This window comes from Streptomyces sp. NPDC001070, from assembly GCF_053598835.1.
Window position 1 is genome coordinate 88559 of sequence record NZ_JBSFLB010000012.1, and the last position, 16174, is coordinate 104732.

Genomic DNA, 16174 nt, shown 5'->3' on the forward strand with positions numbered 1-16174 from the left:
CGTCGCGGTCCGGCGCCGGGGCGGGGTGGGAGAGGAGGAGGGGAGAGAGTGCCCGGAACCGGATTTGAACCGGTACGCCCGCAAGGGGCAGCGAGGTTTAAGCTCGCCGTGTCTGCATTCCACCATCCGGGCAGGGCGGCGCGAGAGCGCGGTACGAGCCTATCCGGCGGGGCGGGTGGAACAGGGGCCAAGATTCGTCATGTTGTCTGATTTTAAGGGTGGCTGACAAGGCGTCAGATATCGCCCGCGCGGAGGAAAGCACAGGCCCGGGGCCGTCCGGGCGGTGGACCGGGCCCGCTGCATATGACGTGAAATCGCTTCCACCCTGGGGCGGGATCTCGGGGTCCCCGTCATCCCCAAGTAGTACGGCGGAGCCGGCGCGTACCTCTCGGGACTGCCATCAGAACCAGGTCGTGGACGGATCCCGGCGACGTCCGGCGTCGGGACGATGGACGGGTCCGATCGACTCACCCCGTCCCGACAGGAGCAGCGTGCCGTGACCACCACCACCGCACACCCCATCGCCACGGCCGCGGCCGCCCGTGCCACCGATCTGAGCAAGGTCTACGGAGAGGGCGAGACGCGGGTCGTCGCGCTCGACGCGGTGTCGGTCGAGTTCCGCGCCGGCGAGTACACCGCGATCATGGGGCCCTCGGGCTCGGGCAAGTCCACGCTGATGCACTGCATGGCGGGGCTGGACACGGTCTCGTCCGGTTCGGCGCGGATCGGGGACACCGAGCTGTCCGCCCTGAAGGACAAGCAGCTCACCAAGTTGCGCCGGGACAAGATCGGCTTCGTCTTCCAGGCGTTCAACCTGCTGCCGACGCTCACCGCCGCCGAGAACATCACGCTCCCCATGGACATCGCCGGCCGCAAGGTCGACAAGGAGTGGCTGGACCGGATCGTCGAGACGGTCGGGCTGTCCGGGCGGCTGTCGCACCGGCCGTCGCAGCTGTCGGGCGGCCAGCAGCAGCGGGTCGCCGTCGCCCGGGCGCTGGCGAGCAGGCCGGAGATCGTCTTCGCTGACGAGCCGACCGGCAACCTGGACTCCCGTTCCGGCGCGGAGATCCTCGGCTTCCTGCGCAACTCCGTACGGGAGCTGGGCCAGACGGTCGTCATGGTCACCCACGACCCGGTCGCCGCCTCCTACGCCGACCGCGTGGTCTTCCTCGCCGACGGGCGGATCGTCGACGAGCTGCACGGCCCGACCGCGGACACGGTGCTGGAGCGCATGAAGCGCTTCGACGCCAAGGGCCGCACGAGCTGAACCCCGCCGCCGACCACGAGCCACGACCGAGAGACAGCCCCTGACATGTTCCGTACCGCCCTACGCAACGTCCTCGCGCACAAGGCCAGACTGCTGATGACCGTGCTCGCCGTGATGCTCGGCGTGTCCTTCGTCGCCGGCACCCTGGTCTTCACCGACACCATCGGCGACGCCTTCCGCCGGAGCTCCGCCAGGAGCTACGCCGACGTGTCGGTCGCCGTGACCCCCGAGGACTCGGACTCCTACCTCTCCCAGACCCTGCTGGCCCGGATCCGCGAGCTGCCCGGCGCCGAGTCCGCGACCGCGACCGTCACGGGCTTCACCGGCGTCGCCGACAAGAAGGGCGAGCTGCTCGGCGACGGCTGGTCCACCCGCGGCGGCAACTACACCGGCGGCGACCGCTACCCGCTGCGTGCCGGCCGCGCCCCGCACGGCCCCGCCGAGGTGGCGCTGGACGCGAAGACCGCCGACCGCGCCGGCTACCGGGTCGGCGACACCGTCCGGATGTCGGTCGACGGCCCGGTCATGGAGCAGAAGGTGACCGGCGTCTTCACCACCGACGACGGCAATGTCGCGGCGGGTGGCAGCCTGGTGCTCTTCGACACCGCCACGGCGCAGAGGCTCTTCGCCAAGCCGGGCGTGTACGAGGAGATCGACGTCAAGGCGGCCCCCGGCACCGCGCAGACCGCACTGAGGACCGAGGTGGAGAAGCTGCTGCCGCGGTACGCCAAGGGCGCCACCGCGACGACCGGCGAGAAGCTTGCGGCGGACGAGGCGAAGCAGATCGCCTCCGACCTCAGCAGCTTCAACACCACCCTGCTGACCTTCGCCGGGATCGCGCTCTTCGTCGGCATCTTCATCATCGCCAACACCTTCACGATGCTCGTCGCGCAGCGCACCAAGGAGCTGGCCCTGCTGCGCGCGGTCGGCGCCGGCCGCCGTCAGGTGACCCGGTCGGTGCTGGTGGAGGCGCTCGTCGTGGGCCTGGTCGCGGGCGTCACCGGGTTCCTGCTGGGCATCGGCATCGCGGCCGCCATGCGGGCCCTGCTGGGCTCGACGGGCGCCGAACTGCCCGACGGCGCGCTGGTCGTCCAGCCGGGCACCGGTGCCGCCGCCCTCGCGGTCGGTGTCGGCGTCACCGTGCTCGCCGCGTGGCTGCCGGCCCGCCGGGCGGCGAAGATCCCGCCGGTGGCCGCGATGGGCAGCGTGCACGCCCCGGCGACCGTGAAGGGCCTGGTCGTACGGAACACCGCCGGCGCCCTGCTGTCCGCGGCCGGCGCGGCGCTGATCGTCGTCGCCAAGGGGATGAAGGACGGCGGCAACACGGTGATGGGCGGCGGCGCGGGCCTGCTGCTGATCGGCGTCTTCGTCCTCACCCCGCTGCTGTCCCGCCCGGTGATCGCCGCCGCGGGGCCCCTGTTGCGGCCGTTCGGCGTCACCGGCAAGCTCGCCCGGCAGAACTCCGTACGCAACCCGCGGCGCACCGCGGCGACCGCTTCGGCGCTGATGATCGGGCTGACGCTGATCACCGGTCTGACGGTGGTCGCCACCTCGGTGAAGACGAGCGTCGACAACTTGGCGGCCTCCCACCTCAAGGCCGACTACCAGGTCGCCATGGCCACCTACCAGGAACTCTCCCCCGACGTGGCCGAACAGGTGGCCGCCCTCGACGGCGTCACCGCCTCCAGCCCGGTGCGCAACGTCCGCACCGACATGGACGGCGAACGCGAATGGCTCACCGGCGTCGACGCGCGGGCCATCGGCAAGCTCCTCACGCTGGACTTCACCCGCGGCTCCCTCTCCGCGGTCCGCGGCGACTCGGTGGTCGTGGACACGGACACCGCGAAGCGGCGCGGCTGGCACCTCGGGCAGACCCTGCCCGTGCGCTACCAGGACGGCACCAAGGGGCACGTGACGGTCAACGGCCTCTACAAGGGCGGTGATCTGATCAGCGGTGTCCTGGTCGACAACACCACGGTGACCCCGCACAGCCCCAAGGCCGGCGACATGCGCGTACTGGTGAGGACGGCGGGCGGCCCGAGCCAGGCGCACCACGAGGCGCTGGTGAAGGCGCTCGGCCGGAACCCGGTCATCAAGATCCAGGACAAGGCCGACATCTCACGGGAGATCAGCTCGACGATCGACCTGATGCTGAACATCCTCTACGGACTGCTCGCGATGGCCGTGCTCGTCGCCGTGCTGGGTGTCGTCAACACCCTGGCGATGTCGGTCTTCGAGCGGCAGCACGAGATCGGCATGCTGCGGGCGATCGGCCTGGACCGCGGCTCCGTCAAGCGGATGGTCCGGCTGGAGTCGCTGGTGATCTCGCTGTTCGGCGCGGTGCTCGGCATCGGCCTGGGCGTCTTCATCGGCTGGGCGGCCGGCGGCCTGATCAAGGCCGACCTGGCGGGCTATGCGATGGTGCTGCCCTGGGACCGGATCGGGCTGTTCCTGGCGATCGCCGCCGTGGTGGGCGTGCTGGCCGCGCTGTGGCCGGCCCGCCGGGCGGCCCGGCTGAACATGCTGGAGGCCATCAAGGCCGAGTAGCGGCCGGTCGGACGGAACGGGGGCGGGGCCGACACGGCCCCGCCCCCGCCGCGCTCAGGCCCCCTTGCCGGAGCCCAGCCAGGCGGCCCGGGTGCGCGGCATCCCGGAGCCGCCGTCCTTCGCCGGGCGGACGGCGAGGACCTGGTTGACGCCGATGCGGTTCTGCTCGAAGGCGAGCGCGGAGGCCGCCATGTAGAGCCGCCACACCCGGGCGCGGCCGGCGCCGGCGAGACGTGCGGCCTCGGCCCAGTGGTCCTCCAGGTTGGCGACCCACTGGCGCAGGGTCAGGGCGTAGTGCTCGCGGATCGCCTCCACGTCGCGCACCTCCAGCCCGGCCTCCTCCAGCCGGGAGACGGTGGAGCCGACCGGGGCCAGCTCCCCGTCGGGGAAGACGTACCGGTCGATGAACTCGTCGACGTGGTACGCGTCCTCGTCGGTCCACGGGCGGCGGGCGATCTGGTGGTTGAGCAGCCGCCCGCCGGGCCGCAGCAGGCCGTACAGCACCCCGGCGTACTCCCGGTAGCGCTCGCGGCCCACGTGCTCGGCCATGCCGATCGACGAGATGGCGTCGTACGGCCCGTCGTCCACCGCCCGGTAGTCCTGGACGCGGATGTCGATCCGGTCGGTGAGGCCGGCGTCGGCGACCCGCTTGCGCGCGTAGGAGGCCTGCTCGGTGGAGAGCGTGACGCCGGTGGCGTGGACGCCGTAGTGCTCGGCGGCGTGCATCACCATCGAGCCCCAGCCGCAGCCGACGTCCAGCAGCCGCTGCCCCGGCCGCAGTTCCAGCTTGCGGCAGATGAGGTCGAGCTTGGCGGCCTGGGCGTCCTCCAGAGTCGCATCGGGCCCCTCCCAGTAGGCGCACGAGTAGACCATGGACGGGCCGAGCACGAGCTCGTAGAAGTCGTTGCCGACGTTGTAGTGGTGGCTGATCGCCTGCCGGTCGCGGACCGGGCTGTGCAGGACGCCGCTGCGTCTGCGGACCTCCTCCGGCGGCGGGGGCGGGGGCAGTCCGGGCCCGGCGAGGGCGAGCGCCTCGCGGGCCAGCCGGTAGGTGTCGGGGTCGCGTACGAGTCCGAGCAGACGGCGCGGTGATGCCCCGTCGCCTTCCGCGGGACGCTCCCACACGATGCCGGAGAGCCGGTCGAGCGCCTCGTAGAGATCGCCGTCGACGTCCAGTTCACCGGCCACCCAGCCGCGGGCCAGACCGATCTCGCCGGGCTTCCACAGCAGCCGCCGCAACGCCCTGCGGTGGCGTACGACCAGGGCCGGGGCGTCCGGCGGTCCGGTCTCGCTGCCGTCCCACGCGCGGATGCGCAGCGGGAAGGGGAAGCCGAGCGCCTGCTCGGCGAGGGCGGTCAGTCGTCCGGCCGCATCGGCCATGGCGCGTACCTCCGTGCCTCCATGAAGACGGGTCCACTGGGCTGGGAAACGGGTGCGGGATACAACGACATTCCCGCGATTCCACTTCTTTACCTCTACCCATCTCATGTCCGGTGCCCGCAGGCCAGGGACACGGGGACGACGAAGGGCGCCCGCCCCACGGATGGCGGACGCCCTTCGGCCGAACTGCTACCTGCTCAGGAGGCCTTGGCCTTGGTGGCCTCGGCCTTGACGGCCGCGGCCGGGACCGGCTTGGCGGCCTCGTAGAACTCCTCGCGCGGGTTCTCGATGGCACCGAGCGAGACGACCTCGCGCTTGAGGAACATCGCGAGCGTCCAGTCCGCGAGGACCCGGATCTTGCGGTTGAAGGTCGGAACCGCCATGCCGTGGTAACCACGGTGCATGTACCAGGCCAGGCGGCCCTTGAACTTCAGCTTCATCTTGCCGAAGCGGATCAGGGCGACACCCTTGTGCAGGCCGAGGCCGGCGACGGCACCCTTGTTGGCGTGGCGGTACTCCTTCTGCGGGAAGCCGCGCATGCCGGACACCACGTTGTCGCCGAGGACCTTGGCCTGGCGCAGCGCGTGCTGGGCGTTCGGCGGGCACCAGGCGCCGGGGCCGGAGGCCAGGTCGGGGACCTGCGCGTTGTCACCGGCGGACCAGATGTAGTCGGTGCCCTGGACCTGGAGGGTCGGGGCGGTGTCGACGTGGCCGCGCGGCCCGAGCGGCAGACCGTACTTGGCGAGGGCCGGGTTGGGCTTGACGCCCGCGGTCCACACGATGGTGGAGGCGTCGACCTCCAGGCCGTTGGCGAGCACCACGTGCTTGTCGACGCAGGAGGTCATGGAGGTGCTGAGGTAGACCTCGATACCGCGCTCGCGCAGGTGCTCCAGGCCCCAGGTGCCGAGCTCCGGTCCGACCTCGGGGAGGATCTTGTCGGCGGCGTCGACGAGGATGAAGCGCATGTCCTCGCGCTTCACGTTCGTGTAGTACTTGGCCGCGTCGCGGGCCATGTCCTCGACCTCACCGATGGTCTCGGCGCCGGCGAAGCCGCCGCCGACGAAGACGAAGGTGAGCGCCTTGCGGCGGACGTCGTCGTCGGTGGTGGAGTCGGCCTTGTCGAGCTGCTCCAGCACGTGGTTGCGCAGGCCGATGGCCTCCTCGACGCCCTTCATGCCGATGCCGTGCTCGGCGAGGCCGGGGATCGGGAAGGTGCGGGAGACGGCGCCGAGCGCGACGACCAGGTAGTCGAACGGCAGCTCGTAGGCCTCGCCCACGAGCGGCTCGACGACCGCGACCTTGCGGTCCTGGTCGATGCTCGTGACCCGGCCGGTGAGGACCTCCGCCTTGGGGAGCACGCGGCGCAGCGGCACCACGACGTGGCGGGGGGAGATGCTGCCGGCGGCGGCCTCCGGCAGGAAGGGCTGGTACGTCATGTACGAGCGCGGGTCGACGACGGTGACCGTCGCCTCCGCGTAACGCATCTTCTTGAGGATGCGCCGCGCCGCGTACAGGCCGACGTACCCTCCGCCTACTACGAGGATCCTGGGACGCTCCGTGGTGCTCATGCTTCGAGTATTCACCACGCCCCGGGGGGTACCTCGTGAGCCCCTTCACAAGGTTTTCCGGGCCCTCTGCTACACTGCGCCGCTTCGTGACCAGGGCCACAGCACCCGAGGGGAACCCGGTGGGGCTCACAGGCGTTGAGCGCCCCCTCCGACCAGCGGCGATCGGCGTCCGGGGGTACCACGCGCCCCTCCCGCAACACAGGCGAAACACTTGTGCACAAAGGGTTTTGGGGTCACCAGGGGTCCCTGGCCTTCGAAAGTCGGGCCGTCCGGCGGGAACTTTCATGTGAAGAAATTCACGAACTTTGCGGGGCGGGCGTGTCACACCCGCCCCCAAGCCCCGCTCAAATGGCAAACGCCCTGCTCAGGCGATGCTCCAGGCGATACCGTCGAGGATGTCGTGCTCGCTCACCACGACCTCCCGCGCGCCCGTGCGCTCCATGATCCGCAGCAGCACCAGCGCCCCGGCGCCGATCACGTCGACCCGCCCCGGGTGCATCACCGGGATCGCGGCGCGCTCGGCGTGCGTGGCCGTCAGCAGCCGTCCGCTGATCTCCCGGACCGTCTCGACAGGGATGCGGGAGTGATGGATGGCCGCCCAGTCGTACTCGGGCAGCCCCAGCGCGATCGCGGCGACCGTGGTGACGGATCCGGCCAGGCCGACCAGGGTGCGGGCCTCGCGCAGCGGCACGGTCTGCTCCGCGAGGTCGAGGGCGGCGTCGATGTCCCGCGTCATGGCGGCGATCTGCTCCGCGGTGGGCGGGTCGGTGACCACGCCGTCGCGGACGAGGTGGCGCTCGGTCATCCGCACGCAGCCGACGTCGACCGAGCGGGCCGCGGTGACATGGTCACCGCCGACGACGAACTCGGTCGAGCCGCCGCCGATGTCGACGACCAGGAACGGCCGCCGGAGGTCGTCGCGCCCGGTCAGCTCCTTGGTCGCGCCGGTGAAGGAGAACTCGGCCTCCTGGTCGCCGGTGATCACCTCGGGCTCGACACCCAGAATGTCCACGACCCCGCGGACGAAGTCGTCCCGGTTGGAGGCGTCGCGGGAGGCGGAGGTGGCCACGAAGCGGATCCTCCGCGCCCCCAGCTCCTCGATGACGGCGGCGTACTCGCGGCACGCCGCGAAGGTCCGCTCCAGGGCCTCGGGGGCGAGCCGGCCGGTGCGGTCCACGTCCTGGCCGAGCCGGACGATGGTCATCCGGCGATCCAGATCCTTGATCTCGCCGGTCGCGGGGTCCGCGTCGGCGACGAGCAGGCGGATGGAGTTGGTCCCGCAGTCGATGGCGGCGACCGTCGACGAGCGCGTCACCGCTGCTCCCCCTCGTCCGCCCGACCGGCCTGCTCCCGCGTGCCGCACGGGGTGACACACGGGCCCTTGCGCCACCACTCGGGCAGCATGGCGATCGTCTCGTCGCCCAGCGGGTTCACCCCGGGGCCGGCCGCGAGGGAGTGGCCGACCAGGACGTGCAGGCACTTGACCCGGTCCGGCATACCGCCGGCGCTGGGGAAGCCCTCCAGGACCTCGATGGCGTCCCGGCGGGCGATGTAGTCCTCGTGCGCGGCGCGGTAGGCGGCGGCCAGCTCCTCGTCCTCGGCGAGGCGGGCCGTCATCTCCTTCATGACCCCCTCGGCCTCCAGGGTGCCGATCGCCGAGGCCGCACGCGGGCAGGTCAGGTAGTACAGCGTCGGGAACGGCGTGCCGTCCTCCAGGCGCGGTGCCGTCTCCACCACATCCGGGTTGCCGCACGGGCAGCGGTGGGCGATCGCCCGCAGGCCGCGCGGCGGGCGGCCGAGCTGCTCCTTGAACGCGGCGATGTCCGCCTCGGTGGGCGGGGCGGGCTCGGTCTGCGGCGGGGGCTTTTCCATGCCTGGGCGTGTCTCTTTCAGGGCTTGCGTCAACGGTGTGCTGCGGTGGCGGCGGCGTCCGCGTGGTCGACGCCGTCCCACAGGTTGGCGTACCAGGGGCGGCGGGCCGCGCTGTCGCTGCGGCGGGCGCCGGAGTCCTGGGGGGCCGCGGCCCCGGTGGGCTTCACCACCGTATACGCCGTCTCGCCCGGCAGTACGTAGTGCAGACGGGCCCGGGCCTGCGCCTTCACGTACTCGGGGTCCTGCCAGCGGGCCCGCTCCTCGCGCAGTTCGTCCACCCGCTTGCGGGCCTGCTCCGCCTGCCGGCGCTGGTCGGCGATCTGCGAGCGCTGCGCCACGTACTGGCGGGTGGGGTACGCGAGGGCGACGACGAGGGCGCAGACCACCAGCGCCAGCAGCGCGGCCCGGCCCGTCAGCCGGTTGCGGCCGCGGGGCAGCGCCGGCCGCGGACGGCCGGCCGCCCGGTACACGCGGGCCTGCGCCTGCGCGCCGAAGGCGCGGATGCGTGTCGCGGTGGAGAAGCGATCCGGCACGTGCACCTCCGGTGGGGGGTTCGCGGTCGTCGTTCCTGCAGCGCACGGTGCCGCCCGCCGCGGGCGCGGCGGGCGGCACCGGACTGCGTCAGCCCTTGAAGCGCGGGAACGCGGAGCGGCCGGCGTACACCGCCGCGTCGTCGAGGATCTCCTCGATGCGCAGCAGCTGGTTGTACTTGGCGACGCGCTCGCTGCGCGCGGGGGCGCCGGTCTTGATCTGGCCGCAGTTGGTGGCGACGGCGAGGTCGGCGATGGTGACGTCCTCGGTCTCGCCGGAGCGGTGCGACATCATGCACTTGTAGCCGCTGCGCTGGGCCAGCTCGACCGCGTCGAGGGTCTCGGTCAGGGAGCCGATCTGGTTGACCTTGACCAGCAGCGCGTTGGCGGTGCCGTTGTCGATGCCGCGCTGCAGCCGCTCGGGGTTGGTGACGAACAGGTCGTCGCCGACGAGCTGGACCTTGTCACCGAGCTGCTCGGTGATGGTCTTCCAGCCGTCCCAGTCCTCCTCGTTCAGCGGGTCCTCGATGGAGACCAGCGGGTACGCCTCGACCAGCTCGGCGTAGTACGCGGTCATCTCGGCCGCCGACAGGGACTTGCCCTCGAAGGAGTAGCTGCCGTCCTTGTAGAACTCGGTGGCGGCGACGTCGAGCGCCAGCGCGATGTCCTGGCCGGGCTGGTATCCGGCCTTCTTGATGGCCTCGACGATCAGGTCGAGGGCGTCGCGGTTGCTCGGCAGGTTCGGGGCGAAGCCGCCCTCGTCGCCGAGGCCGGTGGACAGGCCGCGCTCCTTCAGGACCGCCTTGAGGGTGTGGTAGACCTCGGCGCCCCAGCGCAGGGCCTCGGAGAAGGACTCCGCGCCGATCGGGGCGATCATGAACTCCTGGATGTCCACGTTGGAGTCGGCGTGCGAGCCGCCGTTCAGGATGTTCATCATCGGGACCGGCAGCACGTGGGCGTTCGGGCCGCCGAGGTAGCGGAAGAGCGGGAGGTCGGAGGCCTCGGAGGCCGCGTGGGCCACGGCCAGCGAGACACCGAGGATGGCGTTGGCGCCGAGGGAGGACTTGTCCGGGGTGGCGTCCAGGTCGAACATCGCCTGGTCGATCAGGCGCTGCTCGGTCGCGTCGTAGCCGACCAGCTCCGGGCCGATCTGCTCGATGACGGCCAGCACGGCCTTCTCCACGCCCTTGCCCTGGTAACGGCTCTTGTCGCCGTCGCGGAGCTCGAGGGCCTCGAACGCACCGGTGGACGCACCGGAGGGGACGGCTGCACGGCCCGTGCTGCCGTCGTCGAGGCCGACCTCGACCTCGACGGTGGGGTTGCCTCGCGAGTCGAGGATTTCCCGGGCTACGACGACGTCGATGGACGGCACGTGAGTCTCCTTCTGGATGTCTCTTCGTTTCGGCATGAGCCTAACCGACCCGAAAAGCCCCGGCCGGGCACGCTCGGGGGTTGGACATGCCCGCCCCGGGAACGGAGGAGAAAGTTCAGCCCGATGTCAGCCTGCGTCCGCCGGCGGAGGCGGAGCCTCCGGCCGGCGGCGGGCGGCCGGCTCAGCGGCCGAGGTCGAGGTACTGCCCGGAGGTGATCATGTTCGGGTCGTCGCCGATGACGTCGCGGTTCGCGGCGTACAGTCCGCGCCAGCCGCCCGGCACGTGCTGCTCCATCGCGATCTCGCAGAGCGAGTCGCCCTCCTGGACCAGGTAGCGGCCGCCGGCGGTGCTCTTGGCGGTGGTGCCGCCGCCCTGACGGGTGTCGGCCTTCTTGGTCTCGGTGCGCGTGTCGGTGGCACGCGGGATGACGCCCCAGGCGGCCTGGCCCTCGACGAACTGGGGCGGCAGGCCGGCGTGGCCGGGGTTCCGGACCCCCGTGGAGTCCGTGGTGTCCCCGGTCGAGGTGCCGTCGGTGGCGATGCCGGTGTCCGGCTTGCGGTGCTTGCCCGAGCCCTTGCCCTCGTCCTCGGCGGAGGCGGTCGCGGAGGCGTCGGGGCGCTTGGTCCCGCCGGCGTCCGTGGCGGCGCCGGTGTCGTCGCCGGTGCCCCGGGTGGTGCCCTGGGTGCCGTCGCCGGAGGTGGAGCCGTCGGCGCTCTCGTCGCCGGTGGCGCTGCCCGGGTCGGTCGCGGTGTCGTTGCCGCCGTCGCCGCCGTGCAGCAGGCCGAGGAGGGCGTCGGTGAGTCCGGCGGACTCCGCGCAGCTGGACCACGCGTCCGGGCCGAGCTCCCCGAGGATCTTCTCGGCCACGGATATCTGCTCGTTGCGGCTGGCGAGATCGGGGCGCTCGGCGTACTGCGTGCCGCCGTACTGCTCCCAGGTCTCCTCGGTGATCTGCAGGCCGCCGTAGAAGCCGTTGCCGGTGTTGGCACTCCACAGGCCGCCGCTCTCGCACACGGCGACCGCGTTCCAGGTGCTGTTGGCGTCGGCGGCGCTGGCGCCGCTCGCTGCGAAGAGGGGGAGCGTGAGGCCCGCCCCGGTCGCCGCGACCGCGACCACTGCGGTCGGGGCCTGACGCGGCTTGCGGTGTCGGCCGTTCCCGGACTTCAGCATGCGCCATCGCCTTTCACATTCAAATATTGCGATGGCGCCAGACCGTAGTGGTCTTGGCCCATGCATCACAAGTCGATGTCTCACGGATCACGTGAAGATCACGTTCTGACGCGACGTCAGTCACTTTCCGGTGTGAAGGAGACCGGCAACGTCCGCAGACCGCGCATGATCAGACCGCCGCGCCACCTCAGGTCGGCCGGATCGGCGGCCAGCCGCAGGTCCGGCAGCCGGGTCAGCAGCGTGGCGAGCGCGGACTGCGCCTCGAGCCGGGCGAGCGGCGCGCCCAGGCAGTAGTGGATGCCGTGACCGTAGCCGAGATGCTGGTTGTCGCGGCGCGACAGGTCCAGGACGTCCGGGTCGGCGAAGCGCGCCGGGTCCCGGTCGGCCGCCGCGAGGACGACGAGCACCGGGTCGCCGGTGCCGATGGACTGCCCGCCGACGGTGAGCGGTTCGGTGGCGAAGCGCCAGGTCGCCAGTTCCACCGGGCCGTCGTAGCGAAGGAGTTCCTCGACGGCGGTGGCGAGCGGCTCGCGCTCGCCACCGGCGATGGACTCCTGGAGGCGGTGCCGCTGCTCGGGGTTGCGCAGCAGCGTGTAGGTGCCGTTGCCGATGAGGTTGACCGTCGTCTCGAAGCCCGCGAAGAGCAGGATGAAGGCCATCGCGGCGGCCTCGTTCTCGGTGAGGTGCTCGCCGTGGTCGCTGGCGCGGATCAGCCCGGAGATCAGGTCGTCGCCGAGGTCCGAGCGCTTGCGGTGGATCAGCTCCAGCAGATAGGCGCGCATCTTCTTCACCGAGCGCGCCACTCCCCCGCGCGGCCCGCCGCCGTGCCGGATCATCATGCCCGCCCAGTCGCGGAAGTCGTCCTGGTCCTCGGCGGGGACGCCCAGCAGGTCGCAGATGGCGTAGATCGGCAGCGGGAACGCGAACTCATGGATGAGATCCGCCTCCCCCTTCGCGGCGAAGCCGTCGATCAGGCGGTCGGTGAGCTCCTGCACCCGCGGGGCGAACTCGGCGACCCGGCGCGGGGTGAAGGCCTTGGACACCAGCCGGCGCAGCCGCGTGTGGTCGGGCGGGTCGATGTTGAGCAGGTGCGTCATCAGGTCGGCGCTGCGCTCGCCCGGGATGCCCACCTTGCCCTTGGCGTGGGCGCGTTCGGAGTGGTGGACGGGATTCTTGCTGAGCCGTGCGTCGGCGAGCGCCTGCCGGGCGTCCGCGTACCGGGTCACCAGCCAGGCCTCGACCCCGCTGGGCAGGGTCGTGCGGTGCACCGGGGAGTGCTCGCGCAGCCAGGCGTAGGCGGGGTACGGGTCGGACGCGAACTGCCAGGTGAACAGTTCGGGGGCGGCCGGGTCGGGGGTCACGCTGTCATGCACCCCATGACGTTAGCCGGTCGCGGCTGAGCCGGTCGGCGAGGCGGGTGGTCTCCGGGAGGCGGTAGGAGGGGGCCAGGGCCAGCACATGGCGGCACGCCGTGTCCAGGTCGATGCCGTGGCCGGTCGAGACGTAGACCGGCTTCACCCCGGCCTGCGTCCGCAGGACGCGGCCCACGGTCTCCCCCGCGTCCACCAGCGGTACGGCCGACCCCCGGGCGTCACCGAGCGCGGCCGGGTCCCAGCCGCCGACGAAGGGCGTCTTCGCCACCCCCGCGGCCGGGAGGCCGGTGACCACCCCGAGGTGGCAGGCGAGCCCGAAACGGCGCGGGTGGGCCAGCCCCTGACCGTCGCAGAGCAGCAGGTCGGGCGTGACGGAGAGCTTCTCGAGCGCGGCGATCAGCACGGGCAGCTCCCGGAAGGCGAAGAGCCCGGGAACGTACGGGAAACCGGCCCGGGCGGTCGCCGTGACCTGCTCCACCGGTGCCAGCGTCGCGGTGTCGAGCACGACGACGGCGGCGGCGACGGTGTCGCCCTCGACACCGTGACCGCCGCCGTAGGCGACGTCCAGTCCCGCGACGTACCGCGGTCGCTGCGGGCCGGGCCCGCGGTGGTCGGCCAGCGGGCGGAGCCGGTCCTGCAGCGCCAGGGCCTCGGCCTCGTCGCGCGGCCACGCGTGCGGTACGTCGATGCGCATGGCGGCCAGCCTAGGCCGGGGTGCGCGGTCCGGATTTCCCGAGGACAGGCCCCGGACCCGTCCTACACCTCCTTGCCGCCCTCCTCCTGCCCCGGCCCGGAGCGGGTCGGCGCGCCTCTCGGGGCGCCACCGGCGCCGCCCGGGGCACCGCTGGCGCTGCCCGCCGGGCTGCGGGTGCCTCCCTCGGGGCCGCTCACCCCGTGGGAGCCCCAGTTGCCGAAGCCCTTCAGTGAATGCGGCAGACGCCGGATGCCGTCCTGCGGCCATTCGTCCGGCTCCCGCCATTCGGTCAGAGAGTGCCGCTCGCCCTCCTGGTGACCCGGGCCGTGGTCGGCGGGGGTCTCCCGGCCGTACTCCTGACGCGTGTGCCACGCCCCCGCGCGGGGTTGCGGCTTCTGCTCGGGAGGCGGTTCCTTGCTGCGGGCCCACAGGCCGAGCGACACCGCCCCGACCAGGATCCCGACGAGGAAGATGCCCACTACCAATGGCGCGATACCGACGATGTAGTCGTGCGGCACGGCCAGCTGGATCTGCTCCAGTGCTCGCATACGTCCCATTTACCCGCTCTGCCCCAGCTCAACGCAAAAGTCCGCGGGTGGATCCGTCGCGCCGGATCAGCCCGGCTGCTCGGCCGCCAGGATCGCGTCCCGGTAGCGGCGGGCGGCCGCCCGCAGCGCGGACTCCGGGTCGATGCCGGCCGCCTGGGCGGCGAGGGCGAGAGCCAGCAGACGGTCACCGGTGTCGGGGGCGTCCTGCGCCGGGACGGGGACCGGCAGGCCCGCCTGGCGGGCGCGGGCGCCGAGCTTGGCGGCGAGGGCGAGCGCGGGCTGGCCGAGGGGGATGCCCTCGGTGACGGAGCCGCGGCGCTTCTCCACCGCCTTGGTGCGCAGCCAGTGCTCCCGGACGTCCTCCGGGGTCTCGGCGACCTCGTCGCCGAAGACGTGCGGGTGCCGGTGGATCAGCTTGTCCACGATGGTGGCGGCGACGTCGTCGATGGAGAAGGGCTCCTCGGGGTCGTCCTGCGCGATCCGCGCGTGGAAGACGACCTGCAGCAGCACGTCGCCGAGCTCCTCGCGCAGGGCGTCGCGATCGCCCTCCTCGGCGGCCTCGACGAGCTCGTAGATCTCCTCGATGCCGTACTTCACCAGCTCCTCGCTGGTCCGGACGCTGCTCCACGGGCACTCGCGGCGGATCCGGTCCATCACCTGCACGAGGTCGAGCAGCCGGGCGCCCGGCAGGTCGTACGAGCCGGGCAGCAGCTCCAGGTCGGGCATGTGGACCCGGCCGGAGCCGCCGAGCCTGGCCAGGTCGTCGGTGACGGCACGGTCGCCCTCACCGCCGGCCAGGTAGACCACGGTGCGCCCGTCCCCGGTGAGGTCGACCAGCTCCCGTCCGGTGGGCGCGGTCTGCTCGACGGCGACCCCGGCCTCGCGCAGGTAGGGCAGCTGCGGATTCCCGGGGTCGGGGCAGACGACCAGGTCGGCGGCGCGCAGCAGCTCCCAGGCGGGCCAGGAGAGCAGGCCGGGGGCGACACGGTGGGTGGTGGTCAGCAGTACCAGGCGGCCCGGGCGGGCGGAGTCATCGGAGTGGTCCACCCGACGAAACTACCTCGCCGCGGCCCGGCCCCGGCTCCGGGCCCGCGCCGGGCCCCGGGCGGCGGGGGCATGTCGGCCCGGTCAGGCGCCGGCGGTGCTGCGGCTCACCTCGGTCAGCCAGGGGTCCTTGGTGGCGTCCAGGTTGAGCTTGTCGGAGTTCCACTTCCCGTAGCGCGGGTTGACGTCGATGTGCAGCTTCTTCGACGTGTCGCGCAGCACCTTGATCAGCGCGGCCTGGCCCTCCGGGGTCTGCACGTCGGCGCCGTGCAGGCGGGCGACCTTCTGCATCAGCAGGTCGGTGCGGATGCTCTCGTCGATGTCGGCGGGCACCATCGCGTAGGTCTGCAGCAGCTGCGCCTGCAGCGCCGCCTTGCCGCCCGCCTGCTTCTCGGTGTCCTCGCGGGCCTTCTGGAGCTCGCGCCGGGTGACGGAGACACCCACGTCCTCGGCGGCCCGCTCGATCACCTGGTTCTGCACCAGCCGGTGAACGACGTTGCGCTGCAGGTCACTGCTGCCCTCGATGAGCTGGGCGGCCTGCGGCGACTTCTCCTGCGCGGCGCGCACGGCGGCGACCTTCGCCTGGACCGCCTCCACGGTGATCTGCCTGCCGCCCACCACCGCCGCGGCACCCGCGTGCGGCGTGCCGCAGGCGGTCAGCAGTGGCGCGGCGAGCAGCACGGCTGCGGCGGCGGTGGCGGAGAGCGCAGTCCTGCGGCGGAGCATTTTGCCTCCCGGCAAGGGATCGAGCGACGGTGCACGACCTGGCAGTGATGCAGTGATCGAGGATATTGAGCGGGGCGCCGGG

General features: G+C 72.2%; 14 protein-coding genes and 1 tRNA gene. 2 read left to right on the plus strand and 13 right to left on the minus strand.

What is annotated here, in order from left to right; all coding sequences use genetic code 11:
• Positions 1-49: 49 nt before the first annotated feature.
• A tRNA-Leu gene (locus ACWDAS_RS16750) sits at positions 50-132 on the minus strand.
• Positions 133-448: 316 nt separating this feature from the next.
• Between ACWDAS_RS16750 and ACWDAS_RS16755 the strand changes: the two genes are divergently transcribed.
• Together ACWDAS_RS16755 and ACWDAS_RS16760 are read left to right on the plus strand one after the other, a co-directional pair.
• Complete coding sequence (locus ACWDAS_RS16755; RefSeq protein ID WP_450390857.1) at positions 449-1267, plus strand: ABC transporter ATP-binding protein; 819 nt, start codon at positions 449-451, stop codon at positions 1265-1267.
• Positions 1268-1312: 45 nt separating this feature from the next.
• Positions 1313-3814 carry an ABC transporter permease gene (locus tag ACWDAS_RS16760; RefSeq protein ID WP_450390860.1) on the plus strand — a complete coding sequence of 834 codons (2502 nt, stop codon included), beginning with the start codon at positions 1313-1315 and terminating at the stop codon, positions 3812-3814.
• Positions 3815-3868: 54 nt separating this feature from the next.
• On the opposite strand, the gene ACWDAS_RS16765 is transcribed toward ACWDAS_RS16760, so the two are convergent.
• From ACWDAS_RS16765 to ACWDAS_RS16820, 12 genes are all read right to left on the minus strand, one after another.
• Positions 3869-5194, minus strand: coding sequence for a class I SAM-dependent methyltransferase (locus ACWDAS_RS16765; protein ID WP_450390863.1), 1326 nt, complete (start codon positions 5192-5194; stop codon positions 3869-3871).
• Between the two features lie 197 nt (positions 5195-5391).
• Complete coding sequence (locus ACWDAS_RS16770; protein WP_450390866.1) at positions 5392-6762, minus strand: NAD(P)/FAD-dependent oxidoreductase; 1371 nt, start codon at positions 6760-6762, stop codon at positions 5392-5394.
• A gap of 364 nt (positions 6763-7126) precedes the next feature.
• Positions 7127-8077, minus strand: a complete 951-nt coding sequence (locus ACWDAS_RS16775) for a Ppx/GppA phosphatase family protein (protein WP_450390869.1) — start codon at positions 8075-8077, stop codon at positions 7127-7129.
• Positions 8074-8634, minus strand: coding sequence for a DUF501 domain-containing protein (locus ACWDAS_RS16780; protein ID WP_450390872.1), 561 nt, complete (start codon positions 8632-8634; stop codon positions 8074-8076). The genes ACWDAS_RS16775 and ACWDAS_RS16780 overlap by 4 nt, the downstream gene beginning before the upstream one ends.
• Positions 8635-8663: 29 nt before the next feature.
• The gene (locus ACWDAS_RS16785; RefSeq protein WP_450390875.1) at positions 8664-9167 is read right to left on the minus strand and encodes an FtsB family cell division protein; all 504 of its coding nucleotides are present in this window, start codon (positions 9165-9167) and stop codon (positions 8664-8666) included.
• A gap of 88 nt (positions 9168-9255) precedes the next feature.
• On the minus strand, positions 9256-10536 hold the full coding sequence (gene eno, locus ACWDAS_RS16790) for a phosphopyruvate hydratase (protein WP_450390878.1): 1281 nt from the start codon (positions 10534-10536) through the stop codon (positions 9256-9258).
• 181 nt (positions 10537-10717) lie between these two features.
• The gene (locus ACWDAS_RS16795; protein WP_450390880.1) at positions 10718-11707 is read right to left on the minus strand and encodes a transglycosylase family protein; all 990 of its coding nucleotides are present in this window, start codon (positions 11705-11707) and stop codon (positions 10718-10720) included.
• Between the two features lie 116 nt (positions 11708-11823).
• Positions 11824-13080, minus strand: coding sequence for a cytochrome P450 family protein (locus ACWDAS_RS16800; RefSeq protein ID WP_450390883.1), 1257 nt, complete (start codon positions 13078-13080; stop codon positions 11824-11826).
• Complete coding sequence (locus ACWDAS_RS16805) at positions 13073-13774, minus strand: endonuclease V (protein ID WP_450390885.1); 702 nt, start codon at positions 13772-13774, stop codon at positions 13073-13075. Before ACWDAS_RS16805 ends, ACWDAS_RS16800 begins: the two co-directional genes overlap by 8 nt.
• A 62-nt stretch (positions 13775-13836) precedes the next feature.
• Complete coding sequence (locus tag ACWDAS_RS16810) at positions 13837-14331, minus strand: DUF6479 family protein (protein ID WP_450390888.1); 495 nt, start codon at positions 14329-14331, stop codon at positions 13837-13839.
• Positions 14332-14388: 57 nt separating this feature from the next.
• Positions 14389-15369, minus strand: coding sequence for a nucleoside triphosphate pyrophosphohydrolase (locus ACWDAS_RS16815; protein ID WP_450390891.1), 981 nt, complete (start codon positions 15367-15369; stop codon positions 14389-14391).
• An 81-nt stretch (positions 15370-15450) separates the two neighbouring features.
• Positions 15451-16092 (minus strand): SurA N-terminal domain-containing protein, encoded by a 642-nt coding sequence (locus tag ACWDAS_RS16820; protein ID WP_450390893.1) that lies wholly within the window; start codon positions 16090-16092, stop codon positions 15451-15453.
• Between the last annotated feature and the right edge of the window lie 82 nt (positions 16093-16174).